This is a genomic window from Burkholderia sp. Tr-862, assembly GCF_011753085.1.
In the GTDB taxonomy this organism is placed as follows: Bacteria; Pseudomonadota; Gammaproteobacteria; order Burkholderiales; family Burkholderiaceae; genus Burkholderia; species Burkholderia ambifaria.
Map to the genome: position 1 here is coordinate 52,628 of NZ_VWWG01000009.1, position 24,459 is coordinate 77,086.

The following is a 24,459-nucleotide window of genomic DNA, read 5'->3' on the forward strand; positions in this document are numbered from 1 at the left end:
TAGTCAATGATCGAATTGACGATCGCTCTAGGGCTACTAGCGATCCAGCGTCTCCGCGACTGACACTCGCAGTAGGTTGAACCACACATTGCCTGCGGTGCGTCGGCGAATCGCCGCCGCCGTGAGGCACTAGTGACAATCGTTGAGGTCCAGCACTGTGAATGGGCTGACCGATTCGTCCCAAGGAGTTCCTCATGGCAGAGCTAAGGTTCGTACCCAGCCTATTCTCGAATCGAACTTGGGAGATTCCGGTCGGAACCGGTGCCAAGTGGGACAGCATTCACAAGGTGTGGCGAGACGAAGATCTCCTGGACTCGCTCCCGACTTCCCCTCGACCCATTGCAGTTGACCAGGACGACTTGCTGGGCGCAGGAGGTGAGGAGCGGGCTAAGCGCTTCAAGTTGTCGCTGGCGCGAACCCATGCCCACCATGAGCGGCTGGGCCTTCCAAACATCGAGCCGCGACCGAACCTCGACTTCTGGAGCGGCATGGGAAGCACTGAGGCACAGCTCGCCGCGGGGGTGTTCAAACAAGGCAATGAGCATTGGCTCCAGCTTCGACCAGGTGGCACCAACCTTGGCGGTGAATCTGGGGTTGTGGCCATCCATCCTGTCGGCTTGCCAGTGGGAGGGCCAAGCGCTCGGCGCTGGTACATGGAGACAACGGCCTTCTTCCACCGGCTGGAGAAGCAGGGCGCGGACCCCAGCCCTTGGTACGTGCTGCAACGCTCGGTTACCACTCAAGGTGACAGCAATGGGGTACAGCCGGTTCGCAACCCAGACATTGCCTTCGATGCCCTCAATCTGGCCCTGCGTGAAGTCAGGGGTACGCAACAGGGAAGCCTGCCCTTCCAGGGACTGGTGCCGACATTTCGGGCCGACCAACCGAACTTCGATCCCTTGATACTCCTCGCGCTGGAGGATCGTTCCACAGCGAACCCGCGCGCCTGGGGGGCAAAGCTGCTGAGACTCGAACTCGGTGTCGAAGCCAAGGACAAGGGTCTGCTCGCCGATATCGATTGGTTCTCACCTGTCAGGGATGACTTCTTCTCGAAAGCGCGGACAGGGTTCACGCTGCGCGGGGAGATTGACGGCGGAGAAAACCAGAATCAGTTCTTGCGCGCGTGGGACGAGGGGAACGGCCAGCAGCTGACCTCCACGTTCAAGTCAATGCTCGATGCAGCGAGCGACATGAAAGGGAAGAAGCTACTTGCGCAGTTTGAACTGCTCAACTGCAGGCTTGTCTCTCCCTCTGCCAGCGATGAGGGCAGCTGGCTCCGGCTTGGAAGTATGGAACTGCGGGTCATCGACAACCCGACAGCCGAAGCAGGCAGGGCGACGCTGCTGAAGTTCGAGGTGTCTGGCATGGTGGGGACGGGCGGCACCGCGATATTCCCCAGGACTGAGATGCGCAACCTGCGATGCGAAATTCGATATGCCGCAGGCGACGACCCTCGACGAGAATGGGCAACACTCGACGGCGAGCAGGTCGACGAAGAGAGCGAGTCGGTTCCCATCGTTCATCGGATCCTAGAGAGGGACAGGTCCGGCGCACCAGCGAAGGCCCTGCAGGGATGGTTGACCGCAAAGACAACTTACCGGCAGGGACTCGATGCGACGACAGAGCTCAGGGTCGAACTAGAGACGAGCGCCTCTTCTACCCGTGGCTCCGCACTCTGGTTGAACCTGCGCCCATTCATGACGGCGCTGGTCGACTTTCCTGACTCGGAGGCGCCACGGGTCACGCTGACCTGGCGCAGCGACGACCCCCAAGGTGCGCAGTGGCGCGTCGAGGATCCCACCGTTACGGCAGTGCTTCCACCTCAAGCCGTCGTTGAGGAGATGGAGCGAGGGGATCGCTTCTACGCTGACCCAACGAGGCCGGACATCTCGTACTTGGAGCCCATTCGCTACCGCTTCTCCCCACCTGCGTACCTCACTCTACTTCCGTCGCCGGCTGAGCAGAACCGCCGATTCGAAGGCTCTCCAGTGAACTTTCGCCAACTCATGCGCGGCAGCCATGTGCAGCGGCTCGCGTTCGAGATGGCCTACCCGCTGAGCGTTGTCTACCAGCGTCCCAAGGTGCCTAGCCGCCAACTGGTGATCGCGGAAGCCGGCGATTTCTTTGGCGTCCCCACTGAGCGCGTCTCTGTCTCCGACGAAGGAAGGGAACTGCCGCGGCCCCTCGACCAATACTTCGAGTCCCTCTCACCGGTCGACCACAAGACGTATGTTGACGCACTTACCGAGCTCATGGGCAGGCAAGACCTCGTCCACTTGAACTACTCCAATCGTCTCGCCGAGCTCCATCTGCTGGACCCAACCCGCCCCCGCAACGATCTGGCGTTGTCGGAGGACATCACATTTAGGTTGCGCAACTACGCGCAAGACGAAGTTCCGCTGGCCGACCCGTTGCCCCCCAGTAGCCCAATTGACCTCGACCAGGTCAGCCAAGCGTTTCGACGGTTCCTCAAAAACGACGACTGGGCGCGCGAGACCGACGGCGCGATTCGCGGCGGCCTCTTGCATTCCTTCGAGATGCCCAGCGAGCTTGCCGAGGTTCTAGAAACACCGCAGGCCGTTGCCGGTGTGGTGGAGGCACTGACGCTCTCGGCTCTTGGCGCCACTGGCCGCATGGAGGCCTCGTTTGCAAGTGGCAAGACGAGCTTTGCGGTAGTTGCGGCACATGGACAACTCTCGCGGCTTGTCAAGACGCGCATCGGCCGCGTGGGTGCGCTCTGGAACAAAGCCAAGCACGTCGTAGTCTACGAGCGCAGCGCCGCCCGCTCGGCGCAGTTTGCCGATGAACAGTCGCTTACGGGTAGGTTCGACGGCTGGCCTCTCCTGCGAAAGACCGAGGAATATGTCGAGCCGATCCAGGTAGAGCGTGACTTCTACAAGGAAGAGCAGAAGGACAGCAACACGACAGGCTTCATACGCGCGTCGGCTTTCGCAAGCACGAGGATCTACGTCAATGGCGCATGGGCACGCGACTTGGGGCAAGGATACGAGTTACCCCTGTGGGATCGCGCCGCATCGGAGAGAAACCCGAAGTTCTATCCGAGGCCAAAGATCTTTCTCGAATGCTTCGGCGAAGAGGATCACCTCACCAAGCTATGGTTCCGTGAACCTGACCGGCTTTACTTCTTCACTTCGACAGCCCCCAAGTCTGGCCCCGACACAGATACGTGGATCCCCGAGGCTGGCGTCGACTTCGAGAAACTCCCGCGCTGGGACGTGACCGAATTGAAGACGAAGGGGCTGGAGCAGCGCAAGCCCGCCAACCGGGACCTTTGCACCTCCATTCGGTTCGATCTCGCCGTGGAGTCAGAAGGGCCCGTGAATCTACAGCATGGCCGAGGCAAGACACCCATGCTCGTCCTGCTCGACAGGGTATCGATCAGCCGCAGCTCACAGTCCACGCCGGTGCCTATCACGAAAGTTCCCGAGCTCCGCACGGCCGTCGAGACCCTCCACAGGACCGCCGATGCACAGCAGGCGAGCCGAAACTTGCTCCCGACCGTCCAGGCTCTGCGCGATCGCATCGAGGAGATGGTCGCGAGGAATCTGGGCCAGGGCTTCTCGTGCTCAAGCATCACGGGCGCGCTGAAGGGAGAAGTGGACTCTGCCTACGCCCGGCTGCTGTCAAACCTGAACCCGCTCAGCAGCACCGACTTGGCCGCGATGATTTCGCGCGGGAAAGAATCGGTACTGGGGGACTACAGGGCCATTGGCGCTCAGCTCATCTCGCGTGCCATGCTCGCCGATGCGGTCATGCAGGCGCGAACAGCCGCGCTGCGCGGAACGCTCCGCGAACTTCGCGCGCACATCCCGGCCAACGTCCCGACCCTTGGCGAAGCGACCAAGCGAGCACTCACGGGAGCATCGGCCGAAGTCCAGCAATTCGTCAACGAGTGCAAGGATCGCCTGCACCAGCACCTGACCGTTCCAGTGGCTGCCCTGAAGGACGCATGCGTCGCCACGAGTACGGCGGCCCATGAGGCGGCTACCGATTTGAGGAAGAGTGCTTCCCAGCTTTCGACGAATGCAGGAGCCGCGCGAGACAAGCTCGGCGAGCCTATCGCAAAGCTCGACAAGACCCCGCCGACATTTAGGAAGTCACTGGAGCCGCTGTCGGGCTGGCTGGCGCTCGTTGGCCACCAACTGGAAGCGATTGCGAAAGCCGGTGACCTTGTCGCGGGTGTCGCCCCCGCAGTGGCACAGGACATTTCGGATGCCCTCGCATTGCTGGTCGAGGAAGTGGAGCAACTCGCCGGCGTCCTGGAAGCCAACTTCGGCGACGTACTCGACACGCTCGCGACAAGGGCCGAAGCGCAGTTGCAAGCCCTGTTCGTGAGCGCGGCAGACGCCAGGATCGGAGAAATCCTCCAAGCCATCGCCGCAGGAAGCAGCAGCCGCGCAATTGCCGCTCTCGAGGCGGCCGAGCGCGAGCTTGACGACGGCGCAAACCAGCTCCGCGCCCGGTATGCGCAAGTGACCAGCGAGGCTAGGACTGCCCTTGACAACGCAGTGGTCCATGTCGTGGAGGAACTATACCGAGCCGCTGCTCCTTCCTCGGAACGCATTGCGCGGCAGGTGCAGGCGATGACCGCGAAGATCGAGGGACTGGCAGGAACGGCCCGCGATGTACTGCTCAAGTCCATAGACGATGCCGGCGCCGATTGTGAGCTTCTGTTGCAGGGGGTACGCCAGAAGCTGGACGTCGTTGAGGACTGGGCTAAACGGCAGGCCGAGGCCGTGCTAACCGACGTCCTTTCAAGCCATGCGGCGCACGAAATTCAGAGCTACGTCAAAGCTGCTGGGTATGCCAACGAGGTAGGAAGCAAGGCGATATCTCTGGCTAGGGCGGTGGGCGACCTCCCGAAGCTGACCCCACTCGCTTTCGACATCGACGTGGCCGCCTATGTCTTTGACGGCGCCAAGCCGGAAATCAAGATGTCGCCCGCAGTTGCCCAGGTACTGTCACAGGGGCAGGAGCTGCTAGAGGCGGTCGGCCTCAAGGTCCCATGCGAGCAACTCTTTGACAAACTCATCCCCGACTTCGCCAAGGACGGCGAGTACAAGTTTTCCGAGATCTTCAAGAAGTTCGCCGGAATCGACTTCAGCGGGCTCTTCAAGAACTTCGACCTTCCGAAGCTCACCTCGGAAAACGTCCGCGTCACACACGGGTTCGAGAAGTCGACGCGCAGAGCCTGGGTCGACACCAATGTTGCGTTCGACTCGCAGCCCTACCAGGACCTGTTCGCCCTGGGACCCGTCGCGGTCGGCCTCGAGCACATGGCACTTGTCGCGTTCAGCGGCGTGGAGACAAGGGTGGTTGGCACGACGGTCCAGCAACCCGTCAGCAAAACCAATGCAAGCCTGACCGCCGACTGGGTCCTCATGGGAGGTGGCCAGCGACTCGTGACCTTCAGGCAGGTAGCCCTAAAGTACGACGGTGCTAGCGGATTTGACTTCGGCCTCAAGCCGGACAACGTCGAGCTCCACCCTGCGCTGAAGTTTGTCAGCGAGTTCATCGCAAACTTCAAAAAGAAGATCCCGCCTGCTATCCAGATCGAGGAGGAAGGCGGCCGCCCCGTCGGGGTGAGCGCGGGCACGACGATCGTAATCGACGACCTTCCGGACCTGGGTGTTGTGAGCATAGGTCCCATCGACATGCGATCTAGCCTCGGGCTCAGGCTCGAAAAGCACCGCGGCCTGTCCATCACCACGGCCTTCTCGCTGGGCAACAAGCAGGCGCCAATCTTCGTCCAGATCTCCTGGCTCGGCGGAGGCTGCTGGCTCGAGACACGCGCGAAGTACCTTGAGGGAAAGGTCGAGCCATCGGTCAGCGTCGGATTGAGCCTCGGAGCCGTTCGGGCGTTCAACCTTGCAGGCGTGGCGAGCGGCTCGTTCAGCATCCTCTTGTACTGCTACATCGAGATCAACACCGGCGGAGACCGCATCGCAATCGGTCTTTCGATGACAGGGTCCGCCGTCATCGTCGGCTTCGTCAATGCGAACGTCAACTTGCTGCTAGAGGCGAGCCACTCAGGCGGGCAGACCGAGGGTACGGGCCGCCTGGATGTGGAGGTAAAGATATCTTGGTTCTATACCTTCCGCTTCAAGCGGTCCGTGACTCACCATTTCTAAAGTCGGAGGTCGAACATGGCTAGCTTTGGCTGGATCGCTGGGATCCACTACAGCCCCCACATCAGCAACGCGGACTCTGCAGCCTTCTCGTGCCTGCTGGGTATGCCCTGGGCTTCTTCGACGGACCACTACGATCCTTCGGCAGTTCCCGAGATCGCGCAGCAGGATTGCGCGCGTGGCTTTGGCGAGTGGCTGACTCCCTGGCTAAACAGGGAGATCGAGTGGCAGCTCATGACACCCGACGCCCACGGTGACTGGGCGACCATCGGCACCGCGAGACAGATCGTGCCGAAACTTGATTCGTCCAAGACTGGACTGCTTCGGGCTCGTGCAAGGGAACGGCTGGACCAGCATGTCTTTGGGCATCCGAACGCGATGGGATTCGCGGAGGGAGGCCCATCGGGAGAGTCCTACACCTATCCCATCATGTCGCCGGGCTTGTCTCAGTTGCCTGCGCCGATCTCAGATTCCCTCCTCGGCACCACCGCCGCGCATATAGCCAAAAGGAGCGACATTGCAGGACAGCTCGTTGCTGCCGTGCCGGTCTTCTACCTCGACGGCCACATGGTGGCTCCTACGGGGAAGGCTACCCGGATCGGAGCGGGCTCACCCCCGCAATTCGAGTTCGCGTACGACGGCCCTGTTAAGACAGTCCGGGCAGTCGACTACAAGTTCTCCGCTTGCATCGTCGAATGCGTCGAACACGTCGAGCACGAGGTGGAACTGCCGCCGATAGCCCCTGCGCCGGTCCTGGTACGCAGCCGCGCTCCTGATCGCCAGCTCTACGCCGAGGTGTCGCGGCGCTTCTGGCCCATGAAGCTTTGGCTCGACTCAACGGACGTTGGCAAGGGCGACGCCGGAGGCCTTTGTCGGACATTCGTGCAACTCTTGGGGTGTGGAGAGGACGAACTGTTCAAGATGGTCGCCGTCGGCTCGGCCTACGAGTTCGTCCTCGACCATGGCTCCTACACTTCCGTGTTCCCGGTCAAGAAGCAGGAGGATCGCGAGGAGAACGCCCATAAGATTCTGCTTGCCTTCGACGCAAAGCTGTCCCAGGCGGCCTTTCCCCAGCTTGTCCTTACCTCATTCGCAGAGGGCCTGAAGGAACTTGGACTGGAAGCCGAGGAAGAATCTGCAAGGCTGCTAGCGACTAGGTCGACTGCTTCGGATGACTCCATCTCCCAGGAGGACTTGGCCGCCGCTCGCCACCTGCAGGAGCACATGAGCAGAGCCGGCAGAAGCGCGCATCCGATCTGGGCGGCCTGGCTGGCCGCAGTGCTTCCTCATGTTGCAATTGCCGGAGAGGGAGCGGAGGTCGCGCGCGCTCTGATTTCGTCGGCGAAGAAGGCGATGGCCATCCAGGACTCAATCAGCGACCCGGTGCTGGACGACGACGTCCTGCGCATGATGAATGGCCAGATCGACTACTGCGAGGGCTTCTGGGAGGCCGTCCACGCACAGGAGGACCTCCCTTCCGAGTTGAACCGCCAGGAGGCAACCTACATCGCGGCTATTCGCTCGCGAATGGCAAACCAAGCGCAGATCGACCTAGTTCCAGCCTTCCAGGCCGGGCGAGACGCGATCGCCGAACTGCTGGATCCCAGCATGCCGCAGGCCGAGGATCCGCCGCTGCAGTTGCGCTATTCGCCAGCAAAGAATGAAGAGCGCGCAATCCGAGGCTGCATCCTGGCGCTACGTGCTGGTGCACCACAAGCCGACGGCACCGTCGCCTGGGGAAGGGGCGAGTGGATCACGACTTTCAACATCAAGCCTGCGACCAACGGCGGGTTCGGCGCGCCACTCGTTGATTCCGGAGGTGGCGTGACGCTGTTCCTAGATTCTCAGGGCGCGACTCGGTCAGATGGCCTCGTAGAGCAGGTGAGTTCCTACGCCGGAATGCCACTGTTCACGGCGCCTCCCGCGCCACCACGCGACAACGAGGAAAAGCTGCCCGAGATGTTCGAACGGGTGCCCACGGCACGCGAGGTGCCGCCGCTCGCGTACTCGGCGTACTACCGCGCTGTCCGTGGCACTATGGACAACGCCGGCGTGATTCTGGAGTCCGAACTCTGGATGAAGCCGTCGATAGGTAGTGACACGCTTCCAGGCCTGCCGCGCGATGCGAGCGACATCGACGAGATGTACTGGGGAGTCGACTCGCACCAGTACCTTTCCCGGCAGCCGCCAGGCCTTCCCACCTTCGGGCCGTCAGAAGACCACGGAGTCGCGCAAGAGACTCTGTCGTTTCGGACGCGTGACGGAGACGACAGCGATTTCCGTGTTGCCGTTCTATATGGCGGTACCGGCTATGTCGACTCCAAGCCAGAACAGCAGATCAAGTTGTATGCGCCTACAGCAAGTCCGGGCTTCGTGCAGCGCTGGCTGTCGGCCGACCTGATGCTCCCGAGGCCCCACCGTTGGTCAGCCGTGCAGACTCTGACCGACGACCAAGTCAAGTCATTGCGTGAATCCGGATCGAAGCTCGGGGACGCAAAGGCGGGAATGAATGCGATCCCGCACCCAGCCGTGGTTGCCGTCGAACTGCGCGTGCGCTGGCTTTCCGAGCACCACCTGCCATACGGAACTCCGTCGTCGCAGCGGTGGAAACTGCAGCACCTGTCCGGGGCCGTTTGGCAGCGAAACCTGTTCTCCATGATCACCGTCAAGCGCGTCCCGAACACGGGGCCACCCGCATGCGCATGTACGCCGATCGCTGGTGGCTATCTTGTCACTGTTCCTGCGGGCACACGCGCCATCCTCGAGGCCGTCACGGTCGTGGCAGGAGACTCTGTGGACGGCAATTTTGCACGCTTCAAGAAGGACGCGCTGGTGAACGATCCAGCGCTCCAACGCGATAGGCCCTACGAGCGCAACGGCGCGGACTACTCCAGCCGACGCGTGATCCGCCACTATGTCGAAGCCCTGCCGGATGCGCCTGCAGTTGGTGAGTTCAACTTCCGCGACAACGAGTTCGAGATCGCAAGTCCGGGCACAGTTGCGCAGGCTCAAGAGCTGAACGTAAGGCTGACTAGGACAGGGCAAAGCCATAGCGCCCATTGGGTCCGCGGCGCGAGACTAGAGTCCAAACGCTGGCAGTGGTCCGGATACCCGGTCACGATCCCAAGAAGTGCGGACTTAAAGAGTTGGCTGTCGCTCTACTCGGGGACGACTGACACGATGCCTGCGGTTGACGACGCAAACTTCAGTACGGCCTTGCTACCTAGGCAGGGTGGCGGAAGCAACTGGCTGCTGGGCGCACTCTTGATGGCGCCGCTAAAGCTCGCAACGCCTCGGCCAGCGACGCACATGGGTATGGTCATCACGCCGATTCCACGATTTGAACCACTGTTGTCGACTGCATTGAAGGCCAGCATCAAGCCAACCTTCGCATACGCGCGTGTGAACGGAGTCAGTCCACGTAAGCGACTAACGCCGCCAGTTTGGCAAGAGGCCATCCCTCTATCACACACGTCGATTCTCGAAGCAGGGGCGAAGCGTCAGGTCAATCCCGGAAATCTAATCGTTCTGAGGGACCCCCTCTACGACACCTCCGACACCGGTGCCTTCGGTGGCATCGCCGAGCGATTGGAACTCGATGTAGTGAGCACCTGGGCGGAGGGCTTGGAGGAAATTGGACCCAACCCGATCTTTCATGGCAGCCCCTGGCTACAGGATCCTGGCGGGGACCCGACGAAAGGCAAGATGGAACCCCAGGCGACGTTGCGACTAGAGATACCCTTTGGACTGGGTTACGACCGCGTCGTTGGAGGTCGGCCGGCTCAGACCGGGGCCGTCGTCCGTCCTGTGGGAGGGGGCGGTCGATGGCTGCTTGCCAAGTGTCGACTGCGCCGCCTTGTGGTTCCAGATTCCATACTGGACAGCCTGCTAGGCGGTAAGGAAGGCTCGCTAGATTCAAGGAGGGTCGAAGATGGCTGGATCCCGGAGGATTTCGCCGTCTATGCGACCGCACCTCTCGACAAGATTGATGTCGGCTATGAGATTGATGGTGGCTCCTACGACGTCAAATTGCCGGATGGCGTTGTGGCACCGGGGCAGGATGAGAGCTTGGTCTACTTGGTTACCTGGCATCGCGATCGGTGGGGTGAGGCCGAGATCACGTGGCGCCCACTAGTGCATGTCTATCTCCGCGGTGCAAAGATGGAGACGTGGGAACTTAAGGCGCAAAAGGCACCATTTGAGCAGGCAGCGTACCCGCTTGGTCGTCGCGGGGATGCCGAAATCCCGTACTCACTGAGTCACGACGCGGTGACGTACCGTGTCGACGCGAGCGACTACACAGACTCCCGATGGCTCACCTTCATCGGCAGCTTCGAGCAGGAGCAGGTCACGCCCGCGGATGGTTTTGCGCTCAAGCGCGTGGGCGATGTATATGAACTCTCGAGCGCTGCAATGCCAAGACTACAGAGCGCGGAGAAGCTTTGCCCGTCTCTGCTTCTGGTTTTCAACCCCCAGCGCGATCTAATGCGAGGACGCATAGCCCAGGATGGTGGCGAGTTAGTCGGCGTCTATGCAGCCTCCACGGTCGGTGCCGGACCAATCAGATTCGATAAGACCATCCTGAAGGCTGAGGCCTTGACTCCGGAGCCTGGAATCAGCCAGCGCGCAGTAGTGATGAAACTTCAGCGACGGAACATTGCCGGTCCTGCGGAGGCGCTGCCAGCCACTTGGGTCGAGATGGTCGAAGCCATGTTCCCTCGCGAAGAGCGACTCCAGGACTCATCACTGCCCACTGGCCAGCGTTCGAATGAAGCCCGTATGCGACTAGTTCCCGAGTACATCGGGCCAATCAACGTAGGTTAAGGATGCTACATATGTCCGTTGTCAAACGCATTTGAAATCTGAGCTACTGGGAATGCGGACATCAACAGGGTGGTCGCTTCAACCGCCACGCCTGCCGATTCTGGCGCTCGACGAGCAAAAGCTGAGTCCATCGATGGGCTACGTGTTCATCTTCAGTCACCGCGTTGGGACGTACGGCGTGCAGGTCGTGGATCTTCCTACGTGCATGCGCCATACAGGCAGCTTCCTGGACGACACCACCGCGATACAGTCGGCGTAGCCAGCGAACGCGTCAGCTTGCAGCACGCCGGCAAAATGAGCGAGATGCCGCTGCGGATGTTCGCCGCGGCGATCGGGCGTGTAGGCGAACCAGACCGCTGGCGGCTCGTTGGAGCCACTCGGCCGATCGTCGCGCACGTAGACCCAGAGACGCCCGGTCTTCGTGCGGCCATTACCGGGCGCCAGCACCGGCAGCGGCGTGTCATCCGCGTGGACCTTGTTGCCGGTCAACGCGTAGCGGCGCACCGCGTCGACCAGCGGCACAAGCAAACCCGCGATCCTGCCCATCCGGTAGCCCATTGCGCCGGGATCGATCTCGACACAGTCGCGCGCATACATGACTGCCTGGCGGTGCAGCGGGATGTGGTATGCGAACTTCGACACGGCAATGTGCGCGAGTAGCGCCGGGCCCGGGATGCCGCGATCGATCGGTCGACTCGGCGCCGCCGCTTGCATGATGCGATCGCAGCACGCGCAGGCCAGTTTCGGACGGCGGTGACGGATCACGCGGAAGTGCGCTCGCACGTACTCGAGTTGTTCGGCGACGTCTTCTCCCAGCAGCTTGAGCTGACCGCCGCAATCGGGGGCAGTCATCGGCAGCGGGCAAGTGGGTCCGCTCTTCACGCTCAAGGTTATCGGGCAACGGCTTGCGGCTCGCACCTTCGCGACGCGGCCGTTTCGTTTCGTGAGCGGCCGCCACATCGGCGGCGCCTTCGTCGGCTTGCAGATCCTCCAGCCGCAATTCGAGCTGCTCGATCTGGCGATCCAGCTTCTCCGATTTCCGCCCGAACTGCATTCGGCGCAGCTTGGCGATCGTCAGCTTCAGATGTTCGATCTCGAGCGCGCGCGACGAGAGCTGCTGCCGCAGTTCGATTTAGATGAAATCGGTGGGTTAAGACTCGGTGGAAATCAACATGCGAGCGTTCGTGCGGCGTCACGCGCCTCCACGTCCGATGCAAAATCCCCTTCGGTATCGTGTTGCTCAGAGGTGCCGGGATCCTCTCCGATGCGGTGCAAGTGGACGATTCCGCGATAGCGCCCAGACGTGGTCTGCATCACGCGAAGGCATGCCGCGTGCGTGTGGGTCGTACACACTTCATCATCCATGATGCCTTCCTTGCCAAGACCCCTGGCGAGACAACGACATGGCAGACTTCACCCGCCCGCCTGCATCCGTGTGTTTGGCTCCCGGTAAACTTCGGCAAGGCGGGGTTTATCGCCACCAGCGCCGAGAGGTCAATGTTTGCGATGCATCCACCGCAAGTGATGGGAGTCCAGCCACTGAACGACTTCCATACTTGAATGTTCGCTCTGGTAGACGGCGGAATCATGCTTGCCGCACATCGTCTTACCTGGATGACGGCATGTCCCGTACACGAGGTTCAACTGGTCGACGTTTGTCCACAGTGCGAGAAGCCTGTCACGGTGACGCGTCCCAGCGTGGCGCGATGTCGATGTGGCTGGGACTTTTCGCACATTTCGCCGGTGGCATGCGTCCCCGAGGAAATTGAGAGTGCATACGTGCACTGCAATAGTCTGATCGACGGAAACCCAAGCGTGAGGTATCGACTGGCCGTCTTGCGCCAGGCGCGCGCCGAGCGACTATCGCGCTGAGTTACGTACGACGTGATCAGCCTTCATCCGTGCTACCGTCTCTGAAACGAAACGGGGGAGAATTCGATGGACGTCGGCTGGTTTCTGCACGAGCGGGTGAACTTCATCCGTCAACTCTACAAAACGTCAGCGGCGCCGTACGCGCAGCGCAAGGATCAGATCGAGCGCGGTGTGGATCCGTTCGAGCCGCCGTACAGCGAGGACGGGGAGCCGCCGTTTCAAGTTGAATGGCAAGAGGCTGACGATTCGCTGCACGTGCTTGGTTACTCATGCGTTTCCATGCTTTCGGACACGTTGAAAATCTTCTTCGATACGTGGAAACGTCTGACGGGCCTCGCCGTCGATGACGAGACGGCGAAGGTAATGAAAAAGCGCGGTCTCGTCGCCGGCTATTGCGCCCTGTTCGAGACGCATCTGGGGGTTCACCTCGGCGACAGCGGGATAGACCTCGAACTGCTCGAGCAAGTGGTGCTTGTGCGCAACCGTGTGCAGCACCAGGATTCACTCACAATGAATCGCCCTAGCCATTCCACGCGAGAACTCGCTCGCCTGAAAAGCCCATTCTTTCTCGACGAGTTCGAACGAAACCTCCTCTCAGACGTTGACATGAACCGGGATAGCGTGTGGTTGATGGCGCCGCGGATTGCGGTGACCGGTGATCACTTGATGAGCGTGCTGGACGCCGTGGACCGCCTCGCCGATTGGATGGACGAAGTGATCGAGCCGTTCCGCTACCGACGGAATCGCCGACCACAGGCGACCTTGTGACGACGCCGTGCCGCCAACGCTTTAACCGTATAGATATGGACAAAAATTCGAGCACCTTCCCCGTCGATGTGAATACCGATAACAAATTAATCAAGGCCTATCTGGGCCGTGGAGAAAATTGGCATCTCAACGCGTGCGTTGGCAAAAACACTGGATCGTTTGACAACTCAATAGGCTACGCCGACGGGTTCAAGTCCGCTGCCGAGGTGATGCTGAAGCTTCTGGGTGTAGCCAAGCCTGCTGCGGCGGATGAGCATTGGGGGGAAAGTCTGTTAATCGATACGCTCGTCTATCCGATCTGCTACTCCGCCAGACACCATGTCGAGCTGGCACTCAAGCGCGCTCTGCCACGGGCGTGGAAGATCTTCAAGATGCGATCGCCAAACTCATCGCACGGCCTCTCGAAGCCGCAGGCAACGGAACTCACGCACAGCGTACTCGACGTGTGGTCGGACCTTGATGCGATCTGCAGCAAAGCTGCAGATCAGAGACTGAGCGTACTCGTGGAGAATTTAAAACCGTACGTTATTGGAATCGATGAGATCGACAAATCCGGTCAAACGTTCAGATATTCCTCAAATGCCGAGGACTCGAGTCTTCATCTAAGTGATACCCCGCATATCAACCTCCAATACTTTGCGGAAGGATACGCTGAACTGTGTGAATTGCTCGAGGAACTAGAGCGTTGTCTTGATGCGCTGGTGTTTGAGTACTCGACGGGCACTTTTACCAGCAAGCTGAATCGTGAACAGCTTGTAGTGATCGCTAGCCGATTGCCACCTCGTGACCAATGGGGAAGTGCAGCTTTCATTGAAGCGAGAGACGATGTTTGTTCAACCTATAAGCTGGGCTCCAGGGACTTTCAAAGGGCTTGTAACATTATCCAGAAAACAAGATCGCTCGCCCTTCTGATTGGCGTGTCGATCCCCGTCGATGGTCTGGATCGGGACACCTTCCTGCGTCTGCATAGTGCCTCGAAGGGTTGTGAGTCTGCCTTGGCATCCTTGGATCTACGGGAGCGTTCAATCATCTTTGGGCTTCTGGAGACCGGATCACCTTCCGTGTATCCGGAGCAGTTCGAGTCCTTCTTGACGCCTCGGCCAACCGATGATGATGCGGCTTGCCAGTTCGATGTCGAACGCGAGCCTGCCTATCTGGCAAGACGCGTCTGTGCTCGACCTGACTTAGTGGAGCGCGCGCTTTCTAATCTTGGACTAGTCGATTTGCTGACTGAATTTCGTAGCATCTTCAATGAGGAGATTGAGAGATTACGGGAAATTCGTGACTCCAACCAGGGCGTTGATTTTTCTGAGCGATTCGGAAAGCTGTTTGACAAAAAGCGTACTGATGACAACGATCAGGTCTATCTGTAGACGCGGTCCACGTACGCCCCTCAGCGCACATAGACCATCTCTTTGAAAGCGCCATTTCAGTTCCGCCGAACGGTCGAATCTGCACCACTTGTCCTGTGCTATTGGTAGGATGCGGCCCTAGGCAGAAGTGGCCCACATCGACTTGTCGAACGTAAATGCGAGTGGACGTCTGGGGCCCCATTCGCGTTTCGCAAGCCCTAGATCGATCGTTCCGAGGAAAAGTGCGAGGTTCCAACCACCGCGATGGACGGTGCTCCTGTATGCAATTCCGTCCAGCGCTCCGGCTTTAAACGAATGGTCACGCATGAACTCAGTAACAACCTGTGAGGGCAGGTAGTCAATATGAACCTGCTCGTCCCGCGCGACCGGCTTCATGATGTCGTCGGCAAAGTCATGCAGGAATTTGAGCGTCAGGGCTGGTGCGCGTGCGGAATCGGAAAACACGCCAGGCACAGGTGGTAGGCGGCGAAGATCTAGAATCCGTATCGAGCGCGCTGTGCGCCAGCGCCCTACCTTTGCTTGTTCCGTGCGAGTTTCCTTTAGAGCTGTCGCCTGCGACGATGCGAGATATAGCATCGGGATACCGGCAGGATTCATGCGATTGCTTTGACGAGCGAGGTGGGCTGGAGGTGGCCCAAAATTCGATGCCCCGACGCGCTGCCCCTTCTGAAGATCTGGCCGAGCACGCCAAAATCCCAATCCGGGGGGAATCTCCGTTATCAAACCGAGGTCTTCACTCGCATGAGCGATGCTACTCAACAGTGATGCCGGAGTGAACGAGTCTTGGTCGTCCCTGCCGCTGGCGTGAAAAAAGAACCTCCGTTCGTGCTTTACTGTCGAGCAGAACGATTCCCAGCTGCTCCACAACGCATGATCAAGGTCAAGCGCGCCGACATCGAAGTCGCACCAGGGCTCATCAATCATGGCGCCAGCAATAGCCGAGTTCAGCCTTCCGCTATAGTCTCGAGGAAAATCCAACCCGACCTTGGCGAGCATGTCCCACGAATCCCAGTGCTCCCCTAAATATCCCCCTTCCGCTGAACAATACCCAAGTTGATCAACCGCTCTACCGTAGTAACGCCTAAGGCATTCCTCGATGCGATTCACAATTTTGTGGAACTCCGCTGTTGGGGAGTCAAACTTGTTGCAGACGCAGCAGCCACGGGGGCCATCTTGGTTCCGAACCCAAGCACGCAAGTCATGATCAGAGAAGCAAGAGGAGCAAACGCGATCCAGGCTCATGGGTAGGTTGATAAATGCAGAATGACTGATCGGAATTGGGGGGCAGTACGCCGCCATCGTATCTCACGATGCCACGAGCACCTAGCTGTCCTTGCGCGCGTGAACAACTAGTTGAAGAGGAGTCCGCATACGATTGCTTGTGCGGGAGCTTATCCGGTTTGTTCCTCCACAGATGGGGCACGGGTGACCTGAGGCGGAATTTTGTAGCCAATCAGGCAGTGAGTCTCGCGTCGATATGATCGGGATCCAGCCACGATCGGCAGACCGTCGCGGCACCCAATCGGGATTGGGCTATGGGGCCGGCGTCGTGTCATCGCGCACATCCCGATTGGGTGCCGCGGCGGCCGTGCGCCACTGCGCGTCGCGATGGTTGCAGTCCGCGAGCGTGCGTAGCGCGTTGGCGCGTGAGCACCTCAGGTCGTACCGGCCGAGCTACGCCTGGCGTGCGAAATCCGCGATGTCGACGAATGGTCGCACCGCACTGGCATCGACGTCAGCCGTTCGATTGTGGGATGTCACCTGCCCATTGTGACGTCGACGAACAATTCCAGTGGTCGTTGCCGACCCATTGTCGTGCCGTCGTAAGACCGGTAATGGAACGGTCCGGTCATCGAAGCCCGCTTCTCCGGAACAGCAGATCGGCCTTAGCGGGAGTTGGCGTGTTTGCGCAGATGGGCATGCATAAAAGCATCACCTCAGCATATCGTACTCTAAATTTTCCGGAATGACAGAGCCATTAACCTCATTAAAATCGCCGTTCGATGCATGCCTTAAAAATCCCATCAATTCCTCGGAATGGTGAAGGACGTGAACTCGGTCGCCTTCGCAAGAGTCAATCATTTTTTTGAAACTTAAAGTCTGCAAATAACCGGATGGGGCAACAAGAAAATAATAAATTCCCAACTTGAATCTGACCAACGGTACTGGCTCTTTAGTAATGCGGAACGCCTCTCTACCGAACATCTTTCTAAAATTTTGGCAAAATATCCCCTGAGAAATGGAGTATTTAAGAAGATTCCGATTAATTGAGTCTGAGCTGATGTTCTCCTCAATCTCTTTGCCATGGAAAAAGTACACATCAACCGGAACTCTTTCGGCGGGCGAGTTCAGAAAGTGGGCCGTCCAATCGCTGAGGGATTTGTAGTATTTATTGGTCCCGGCATGCTCTCTCATCAATGGCGTTACGGCTAGAATCCTCCATGCCACTGACATCGCAAAGTGATAAATGTTATCTCCGGCAGCCAACTCCTGCTCACCTCGATAAAATCGCTTGAAAAAATTGTCAGTGAAAAATTTTTCTTGCGATGAGAATTTGTCCTCGCAATCCGGACATAAAATCCTGAGCGACATGGTGTCCGATACTTTGGATTTCTCATCATTGTCAAAATAAAAATTATTTATCTTGTTTGCCCGTTTCAACCATCTCATCACAAACTTCGGGATGATATGGCCTCGCTCGTCGAGTTCCTCGCAAGGACACAGCAAGCATTTTGACGGCAAACCATCGTCTACAATCAAAGGATCGTAGGTTCTTTTATTATTGGTTATGTCTGTATATTTTTCGTCAAGCTTTTCGTGACTCGATGCCATATTAAAAAACTTCCAATTAAAATTTCCGGGAAGAAATGCGGATGCAGTAGGACATTGCAATGCTGGACGAAGGCAATCCTGTAGAACAGATTTACGGCTCAGCCCTCTCGGCACCACTTCCAAATCGTCGGAGACTGTGCTGCCCCGGTAAACACGCCGAGCATACGCCGGCTATGACATGAGAGCGGCCACGATTTTGCAGACCCGCAACGTGGATACCCGACCCTATCCGGCCGCACCGGCCTCGAGCGATGTGACGTAACGCAGCAGGTCTTCAGTGCGTCCCTCTGATATCAGCTCTTCGGCAGTCTTGTAGCCAAAGGTCGGCAGCGGTTCATTGCGATACCAAAACAGCGTGCTCCGTATATCTCCGGAGATATCGGTTGCAGCTCGGATGACCCGCAGCGCGTCTCGAAGATACTTTTGCACGCTTTCGGCGCCGGGAAGACGACTGATGGTATTGCGATGGACATGGGCCAGCCGTGCGAGTGTCCGCATATCGATATGCAGGGCGGCCGCGAAGCGTCGCGCCGAGACGATCGGAGCAGCGCTCTCCGAGTCCTTCAAAGACGCCAGGAAGTGATCGAAATCGAGGGGTGGGGCGTTGAATCTCGGGCCAGACTGGGGTTCATGGAAGCTTTCTCGGCGCACACTATGTGCACATTTATAGCACAAGAAGTGCCGACATCGCTGGCCGCTGAAACGTTCCTCCATTGCGCTGCCGGTCGCCGAGTTCCGTCGAGGCGCCTAGGCAGGGCCGTGACATTCCGAAGGACAACTTTTCCGAGAATTTCCGGGCTGCGGACATCTTTTCTGAGACAAGAAGCATGCGGTGTTCTCAAAAAAGATGTCCAAGCCCTTGATCTGTCGAGGGGCCCAAAGACACCTTTTCTGCGAGCCCACACTTATGGGCGCTACTTCAAACTTATTGGCCAAGGAACTCGAGCGCCTTCGGCACGAAGTCGGCATAGAACTGAAACACCCCGCCATGGCCCGAATCAGGGTAGATGATGAGCATGCTGTTCGGCAGGCGCCGCGCCAGATCTTCCGAGTTCTTGCTTGGGACCATCCGATCGCTATCGCCGTTGACAATTAGCACCGGGTTCTGCACCAGCGATAGGTTCTCAGGCTCTTTCCGGCCCCATGCGCGAATCGCCTCCAATTGAGCCAGAAAAGCGGTCACGGAGATTTTCTTGTCGCGGTTTTCCGAACGCTCCGTCAAACGCGCCAGAAACGCCTTTCCAGCTTCGATACCGTTTGGCGTACGAGTGAAGAACAGATATTGCTTCGGATCCTGGCCGGTGAGGAAACCTCGAAGCATGTCGTAAAAGGTAACGCTGGTCACGGCACTGATGCCTTCCCCACCGGCAGGACCCGTTCCCGCGAGAATCATCTTGCGGACGAGTTGCGGCTGCTTCAGCACGACTTCCTGGGCAACCATGCCGCCCATCGAAAAGCCAAAAAGATCGACCTTCGTGAACCCCATGGCCTTGATGAAGTTGATGGCATCATCGGCCATCTGCTCAATCGAATTCGATGGTGCGCCACTGGAAGCTCCGACACCACGATTGTCGAACGTGACCACATGATGCTCCGCCGCGAGGCCGTCCACCACTCGGGGGTCCCAATTGTCGAGCACGGCAGCCAAGTGGGTAAGGAAGATCACCGGTGTGCCAACATGTTCCTTCCCAAGCTCCCGATACGCGAAATCCACTCCGCCTGCAGTGATGGTCTGCGTTGGCACGTCCTTCCAGCTGACTTCGAGTTCCTGTTGCTGTATCGGCGTACTCGTCTTCTCGTTAGCTGACGATAACTCGACTGCCCGAACTGGCGAGGAAATGAGCGTTGCGGCCAGGGCTAGTCCGATGACACCTGACTTCAATAGACGACGCATTGCATTAATCTCCATGATCATTCTTTGACGACGCCAATAGCAAAAAAATCGTGTCCGCCATTAAGCCCGCATGTACTTGGTGCGATACCTGAAGCCGCCCAGTGCCGATACAGTTCGACGGATCTGCGCGTCAAATGGTTGTCGTACGTACCCAGCGCCTCACTCATGGACGACTTGGCGAGACCGTTGTGGAGCACGCCGCCATTGGGAAGGCTCAAGGGCTGGTTCAACGGGGTGGCGTTAGTTGTATGCGGAGTGGTCATAGGAGACACTCGGACGATGGGGAGCGTGCGACGACTTTGCTGGAATGTGGGACATCGCGTGCTCAGTCAGCGCGGTGATAGTGAGACTGGGATTCACACCAAGGTTGGCACTGAGCATCGAGCCATCACAGATCAGCAAATTTTGATAACCGAAGACGTGGTTCTGAGCGTCCATCACGCCGCGCTCGGGCGAGTCCGCCATTGCGCATCCGCCCATGCAATGCGCCGTGGTCGGAATGTTGAATAGAATTTCCGTCAGCAACGTCGTCGGGATGCCGCCCAACGCCTTCGCCCCCTTTTCAACAAAGTTGTTGGCTTCAGGGATGAAGGTAGGGATCGGGCCGCCTTCAGTGCACAATTGCTTGCCAAACGGCCAATACCAGCGACGCTTGAACTGCATGTTGATAAAGGCGTCCACCGTCTGCATTACAACGAACAGTATGGTCTGGCGTGCAAATCCGAAGGGGTTATGCACGCGTATTGCTTTCACCGGATGTGTTGCCAGCGTCCATAGCCAGGTAAAAATCCGCGTCCATCCGGCACGCCCGCCAGATAGTAAGGTCATCATCAGACCTGTAGCGTCCGAACCTTCCGGATAGCGCACCGCGCCGATGTGCGTCCGTTCGTCGATATAGACGCCGGCGCCACCGGCTACGCCGAGCGACATGCTCTTGTCTTTGGCCGGAAAGCGCACGCCAACGAGAGACTCGGCATTTGTGCGCACGCGCTTGCCGAGGTCATCACTGATGCGCGGTAGGGAGCCGCTCTGCTTGAGCCGGAACAACAATTCCATTGTGCCCAATGAGGACGCGGCAAATACCACCCCGCGGCAGCGGAAGCTGCGTCGTTGCTTATTGAACCAGGTGGTCGAGCGCTCAGTGAAGACTTCGTAGCCGTTGCTTCCGTCTTCCTTGCCGTCGAGTGGGCGCACGTCCACCACCCTGGTTTCGGCAAAAACCTGCGCGCCACGTTTCTCAGCAAAATAAAGATAATTCTTGTCGAGCGTATTCTTGGCGTTGTGCTTGCAACCGACCATGCAGCCACCGCAACCGACGCACGTCCCGCGCTCCGGACCTTCGCCGTCGAAGTAGGGATCGGCATAGGTTTTGCCGCCGGCCTCACCTTCTGGCGCGAAGAACGTCGCCACACGGCCGTTGTGAAATGTATCGCCTACGCCCTGCATGTCCGCCATCTTCTTGAGCCGAAAATCGGCCTCGCCCAGAATTTGGTTCTCGGTTACGCCGAGCATTCGTTCCGCCATGGCGTAGTACTGGGGCATGATGCGTTTCCAGTCCTTCAGCCCTGCCCACGAGCCCTCGTCCCACACCTTGTCGGGTGGTACCAGTAAGGCGTTCGCGTATGTGATGGAACCACCGCCGACTGCATTTCCACTCAAGACCATGACGTGGCGGAACAAACGCATATTGTAGAAACCGAACATTTTCAAACCAGGTCGCCACATCCAGCGCCGTGCGTCCCAGTTGGTCTTGGGAAAATCCTCTGCAGTCCAACGCCGCCCCATCTCCATCACACCAACCGAATAGCCTTTTTCAGTGAGGCGGCAGGCGGACACGCTACCGCCGAAACCCGAACCGATGACGATGTAGTCAAAATCATATGAAGTACTCATCGGGGGCACCTCGAGCCTTCGGCGATCGCGGTCTCCACGCGCACATTAGCGAATAAGACGTCCATGGGTTTGTCTCCGTTTTCCTGGTTCTAGTAGTCTGCAGCAGCGTATTCGACGAAGGACCGCGATCCACAACGATCTCGTGGGGATCAAGTCGCACGAATGAAATGAGTGCCTCCAATCATTAAGGTCTCCGTATTTGTAAGCGAAGACCTCGTTCAGTCCGCCAACCATCACGCCGCGTTAGCTTGGGCGCAGTATCGGACCGCCCCGACCGGGGCGAAAAGCACAAGTGCGGAACCGACGTTGCGACCACGGACGACAACACTATACGCTTTGTATAGCGCAAATACTATACAAACAATATAGTATGGTGTGTGGTGCGCGCTCAGAACCCCAAGACTGGAGAAAACGCATGGGTCCGGTTACGACGCTGACATCGCGAGACCTCAAGGTCCCACTGCCGTTCGATCAGACCGCCGCGCTTGCCATGGCGTCTCTGCGCGAGAAGGCGCGACAATGAATACCCCTTTCGCTGCGGCAGCGATCGCGTGGCCGGTCACCGCCTTCTGGGACGACCCGACGTGTGCACTGGGTGTGTTGCCCCGAGGAAATTCAGGACGTGGCTCAACGGATACCCTGCGCGGCGGCAGATTCGCGATGGCAGGGCGCGCCTCGTCTGGAACATCGATTCCCTACGGATGCAGGTGTCCGCAAGGCCGTCCGTCGATTTCCAGTCTGAGCCGTGACCATCACCTTCCAACCGGCTTTGCTTAAGCAGGGCCTTGTACAATGTGACATGCCAAACAAAACCTACGGTCAACTTTGCCCAATGGCCCGGGCATTAGACGTCCTCGGCGATCGTTGGACGCTTCTCGTGATCCGCGAACTCTTGCTGGGCCCGAAGCGGTTCAAGGATCTGCTGGCGATCTTGCCGGCCATGGGAGCAAATAGGCTGTCCGAGCGCTTGGCTATGCTGGTAGAGAACGATGTCGTTCAACCGACCACGTTGCCAACGTCCGCCGCTACGCCAGCTTATGAACTGACGGAAATGGGTGAACAACTGCGCAAGCCTGTGATTGCACTCGGGCTCTGGGGGCTGCGCCTGCCGCTCGATGAACGCATCGATCCGTCCACGGCCCGTGCGGAACTCATCGCGCTGTGCTTGACGGGGGCGAGCGATCCTGCAGCGAGCGCCGGCTTACAAACATTGTATGAGTTCCATGTGGGCGCGGAGGTTTTCCATGTCCCGGTGAACCGCGGAAAGGTGCTGATCCGCTCCGGTCCCAGCACTGAGCCCCCCGACGTCAAGATACAGTGCGACATGGGGACATTCATGGCTCTGGCTTTGCGCGAAGTCACTCCAACGCATGCACTCCGCGAAGGGCGTGTATCCCTCCTGCAAGGAAGCAAGCAGGCGTTCACACAGGTATTCAAGATTCTCGAATACAAGCCCTGATGTCTTGCCGAAGTTCGGCTGAGACTCACAAATATCCAAAGCTTCAGATACCCCACGAATTCCGGCCATCCATTTGCGCTGCCTGCATCATCGCGCAGCGAATCCGGCTTGCCATGTAAGCAAGCTTGGTTGGCAACCGATGCGAGAAGACGCGCCATGAAGGTAACGGCGCAGAAATCTTTGGGTTCAAACGAGCTCCCTGGCCGACCAGTATCTGCTCGGCGAGCGCACGGCCTCACTAATAAATACCCTCACGCCTCGAATCGGAGGCATGAGTCCCGCCCTCAGTCTCAGTCACGATCCGAATTGGTGAGGATCTCCCCGGTCGTACCCCGGATCGGCACGGTCGGGGGTCGTCATGGATGGCGTTACGCAATCGCAAGAAATTCACGTTCGCCAAGCTGAGCCAGCCCAACCCTTCTGTTGTCCCTTCAGTGATCAGCGGTAGACGCAACAATCATGTCGATCAAAGCCCGCGACGCCGCAGACAACCGACGATGCGGCGCATAGATCACCGAAAACGGCCGTGAGCGGCCACGAAGATGAGGCAGCACTTCGACGAGATGCCCGGCCCGCACGCGATCCTGAACAATGAAGTCATAGGTCTGGCAGATGCCGGCGCCGCTCTGCGCCATCGAAACGACCCCCAGCACGTCGTCGGAAACCGCGACGTTCGACGGCGGGAGCCAATCGACGTCCTGCCCGCCGTCCCGGAACACCCAGGGCGCGATACGGCCGCTGCTGGGCAGCATGAAAGGCAAACAGAGATGGTGCGCCAGATCCGCCACGTTTTCCGGCATGCCTGCGCGCGCCACGTACTCCGGCGACGCGACAAGGCATAGCGGCGCGTCCTCGAGCTTGCGTGCGACCAGGCCGCTGTCCGGCAATTCACCGAGCCGGATCGCCAGATCGAACCCTTCGGCCACCAGATCCACGTTCCGGTTCGCGATGTTCAACTCCACGCGAACCTCCGGGTGCTGCTGCGTGAACTGCCGCAGCAGCGGCGGCAGACGATAGTGTCCGTACGTCGTCGGTACGCTGAGGCGGACATGGCCTGTCAACGTGCCGCCGTGCCCCTGAATGGCACGCTCGGCGTCGTCGATCAGCAAGAACGCCGCGCGCGATTGCTCCAGATAGAGCCTGCCTTGCTCCGTCAGGCTCAACCGTCGAGTCGAACGGCGCAGCAATTGCACGCCCAGCCGGGTCTCCAGACGCGTAATGGCGCGGCTGAGAACGGACGGTGTGCTGCCCAGCGCCACCGCGCCCGCAGTCATCGAGCCTTTGTCGATCACCGTGACGAATGCTTCCACGTCACCGAGATGGTCGAATCTTCGCGCCATCTTGTCCTCCAAAGAACAGAATATTTGCTTTTGACTCAGTTTATCTCCTTGAATG

Annotated in this window: 12 protein-coding genes and 1 pseudogene; 5 read left to right on the forward strand and 8 right to left on the reverse strand. The window is 58.9% G+C overall.

Annotated elements, in window-relative coordinates; all coding sequences use genetic code 11:
* Positions 1-194 precede the first annotated feature (194 nt).
* Positions 195-6,152, forward strand: a complete 5,958-nt coding sequence (locus tag F3J14_RS05390; RefSeq protein ID WP_166722117.1) for an apolipoprotein A1/A4/E family protein — start codon at positions 195-197, stop codon at positions 6,150-6,152.
* 15 nt (positions 6,153-6,167) lie between these two features.
* Positions 6,168-10,973, forward strand: coding sequence for a hypothetical protein (locus F3J14_RS05395; protein ID WP_166722118.1), 4,806 nt, complete (start codon positions 6,168-6,170; stop codon positions 10,971-10,973).
* Positions 10,974-11,121: 148 nt separating this feature from the next.
* Here F3J14_RS05395 and F3J14_RS05400 read toward each other — a convergent pair.
* Positions 11,122-12,105 (reverse strand): annotated as a pseudogene (locus F3J14_RS05400) (IS66 family transposase); the annotation flags it as partial.
* A gap of 806 nt (positions 12,106-12,911) precedes the next feature.
* Here F3J14_RS05400 and F3J14_RS05405 point away from each other — a divergent pair.
* Positions 12,912-13,613 carry a hypothetical protein gene (locus F3J14_RS05405; RefSeq protein ID WP_166722119.1) on the forward strand — a complete coding sequence of 234 codons (702 nt, stop codon included), beginning with the start codon at positions 12,912-12,914 and terminating at the stop codon, positions 13,611-13,613.
* Between the two features lie 35 nt (positions 13,614-13,648).
* Complete coding sequence (locus F3J14_RS05410) at positions 13,649-14,986, forward strand: hypothetical protein (protein WP_166722120.1); 1,338 nt, start codon at positions 13,649-13,651, stop codon at positions 14,984-14,986.
* 117 nt (positions 14,987-15,103) lie between these two features.
* On the opposite strand, the gene F3J14_RS05415 is transcribed toward F3J14_RS05410, so the two are convergent.
* The 6 genes from F3J14_RS05415 to F3J14_RS05440 all read right to left on the reverse strand — a co-directional run bounded on the left by F3J14_RS05415 (position 15,104) and on the right by F3J14_RS05440 (position 21,605).
* Positions 15,104-16,285 carry a HEPN-associated N-terminal domain-containing protein gene (locus F3J14_RS05415; protein ID WP_348771937.1) on the reverse strand — a complete coding sequence of 394 codons (1,182 nt, stop codon included), beginning with the start codon at positions 16,283-16,285 and terminating at the stop codon, positions 15,104-15,106.
* Between the two features lie 633 nt (positions 16,286-16,918).
* Positions 16,919-17,935 (reverse strand): hypothetical protein, encoded by a 1,017-nt coding sequence (locus F3J14_RS05420; protein ID WP_166722122.1) that lies wholly within the window; start codon positions 17,933-17,935, stop codon positions 16,919-16,921.
* A gap of 108 nt (positions 17,936-18,043) precedes the next feature.
* A complete protein-coding gene (locus tag F3J14_RS05425) occupies positions 18,044-18,532 on the reverse strand; it encodes a DUF2384 domain-containing protein (RefSeq protein WP_348771938.1) in 489 nt (162 codons plus the stop codon).
* A 211-nt stretch (positions 18,533-18,743) separates the two neighbouring features.
* Entirely contained in the window at positions 18,744-19,733 is a 990-nt protein-coding gene (locus F3J14_RS05430; protein ID WP_247682134.1) for an alpha/beta hydrolase, read from the reverse strand.
* Complete coding sequence (locus F3J14_RS05435) at positions 19,730-19,975, reverse strand: hypothetical protein (RefSeq protein WP_166722123.1); 246 nt, start codon at positions 19,973-19,975, stop codon at positions 19,730-19,732. Before F3J14_RS05435 ends, F3J14_RS05430 begins: the two co-directional genes overlap by 4 nt.
* The gene (locus tag F3J14_RS05440) at positions 19,953-21,605 is read right to left on the reverse strand and encodes a GMC family oxidoreductase (RefSeq protein WP_166722124.1); all 1,653 of its coding nucleotides are present in this window, start codon (positions 21,603-21,605) and stop codon (positions 19,953-19,955) included. The genes F3J14_RS05435 and F3J14_RS05440 overlap by 23 nt, the downstream gene beginning before the upstream one ends.
* A 745-nt stretch (positions 21,606-22,350) precedes the next feature.
* Here F3J14_RS05440 and F3J14_RS05445 point away from each other — a divergent pair.
* Positions 22,351-23,064, forward strand: coding sequence for a winged helix-turn-helix transcriptional regulator (locus tag F3J14_RS05445; protein WP_348771939.1), 714 nt, complete (start codon positions 22,351-22,353; stop codon positions 23,062-23,064).
* Positions 23,065-23,495: 431 nt separating this feature from the next.
* On the opposite strand, the gene F3J14_RS05450 is transcribed toward F3J14_RS05445, so the two are convergent.
* Positions 23,496-24,404, reverse strand: a complete 909-nt coding sequence (locus F3J14_RS05450) for a LysR family transcriptional regulator (RefSeq protein ID WP_166722125.1) — start codon at positions 24,402-24,404, stop codon at positions 23,496-23,498.
* Between the last annotated feature and the right edge of the window lie 55 nt (positions 24,405-24,459).

What these genes read in the sequence shown, in the direction of transcription:
- F3J14_RS05390 (WP_166722117.1), top strand. Translation starts at nt 195, where the DNA reads ATGGCAGAGCTAAGGTTCGTACCCAGCCTATTCTCGAATCGAACTTGG.
- F3J14_RS05395 (WP_166722118.1), top strand. Translation starts at nt 6,168, where the DNA reads ATGGCTAGCTTTGGCTGGATCGCTGGGATCCACTACAGCCCCCACATC.
- F3J14_RS05405 (WP_166722119.1), top strand. Translation starts at nt 12,912, where the DNA reads ATGGACGTCGGCTGGTTTCTGCACGAGCGGGTGAACTTCATCCGTCAA.
- F3J14_RS05410 (WP_166722120.1), top strand. Translation starts at nt 13,649, where the DNA reads ATGGACAAAAATTCGAGCACCTTCCCCGTCGATGTGAATACCGATAAC.
- F3J14_RS05415 (WP_348771937.1), bottom strand. Translation starts at nt 16,285, where the DNA reads ATGGCGGCGTACTGCCCCCCAATTCCGATCAGTCATTCTGCATTTATC.
- F3J14_RS05425 (WP_348771938.1), bottom strand. Translation starts at nt 18,532, where the DNA reads ATGGAGGAACGTTTCAGCGGCCAGCGATGTCGGCACTTCTTGTGCTAT.
- F3J14_RS05430 (WP_247682134.1), bottom strand. Translation starts at nt 19,733, where the DNA reads ATGATCATGGAGATTAATGCAATGCGTCGTCTATTGAAGTCAGGTGTC.
- F3J14_RS05435 (WP_166722123.1), bottom strand. Translation starts at nt 19,975, where the DNA reads ATGACCACTCCGCATACAACTAACGCCACCCCGTTGAACCAGCCCTTG.
- F3J14_RS05440 (WP_166722124.1), bottom strand. Translation starts at nt 21,605, where the DNA reads ATGAGTACTTCATATGATTTTGACTACATCGTCATCGGTTCGGGTTTC.
- F3J14_RS05450 (WP_166722125.1), bottom strand. Translation starts at nt 24,404, where the DNA reads ATGGCGCGAAGATTCGACCATCTCGGTGACGTGGAAGCATTCGTCACG.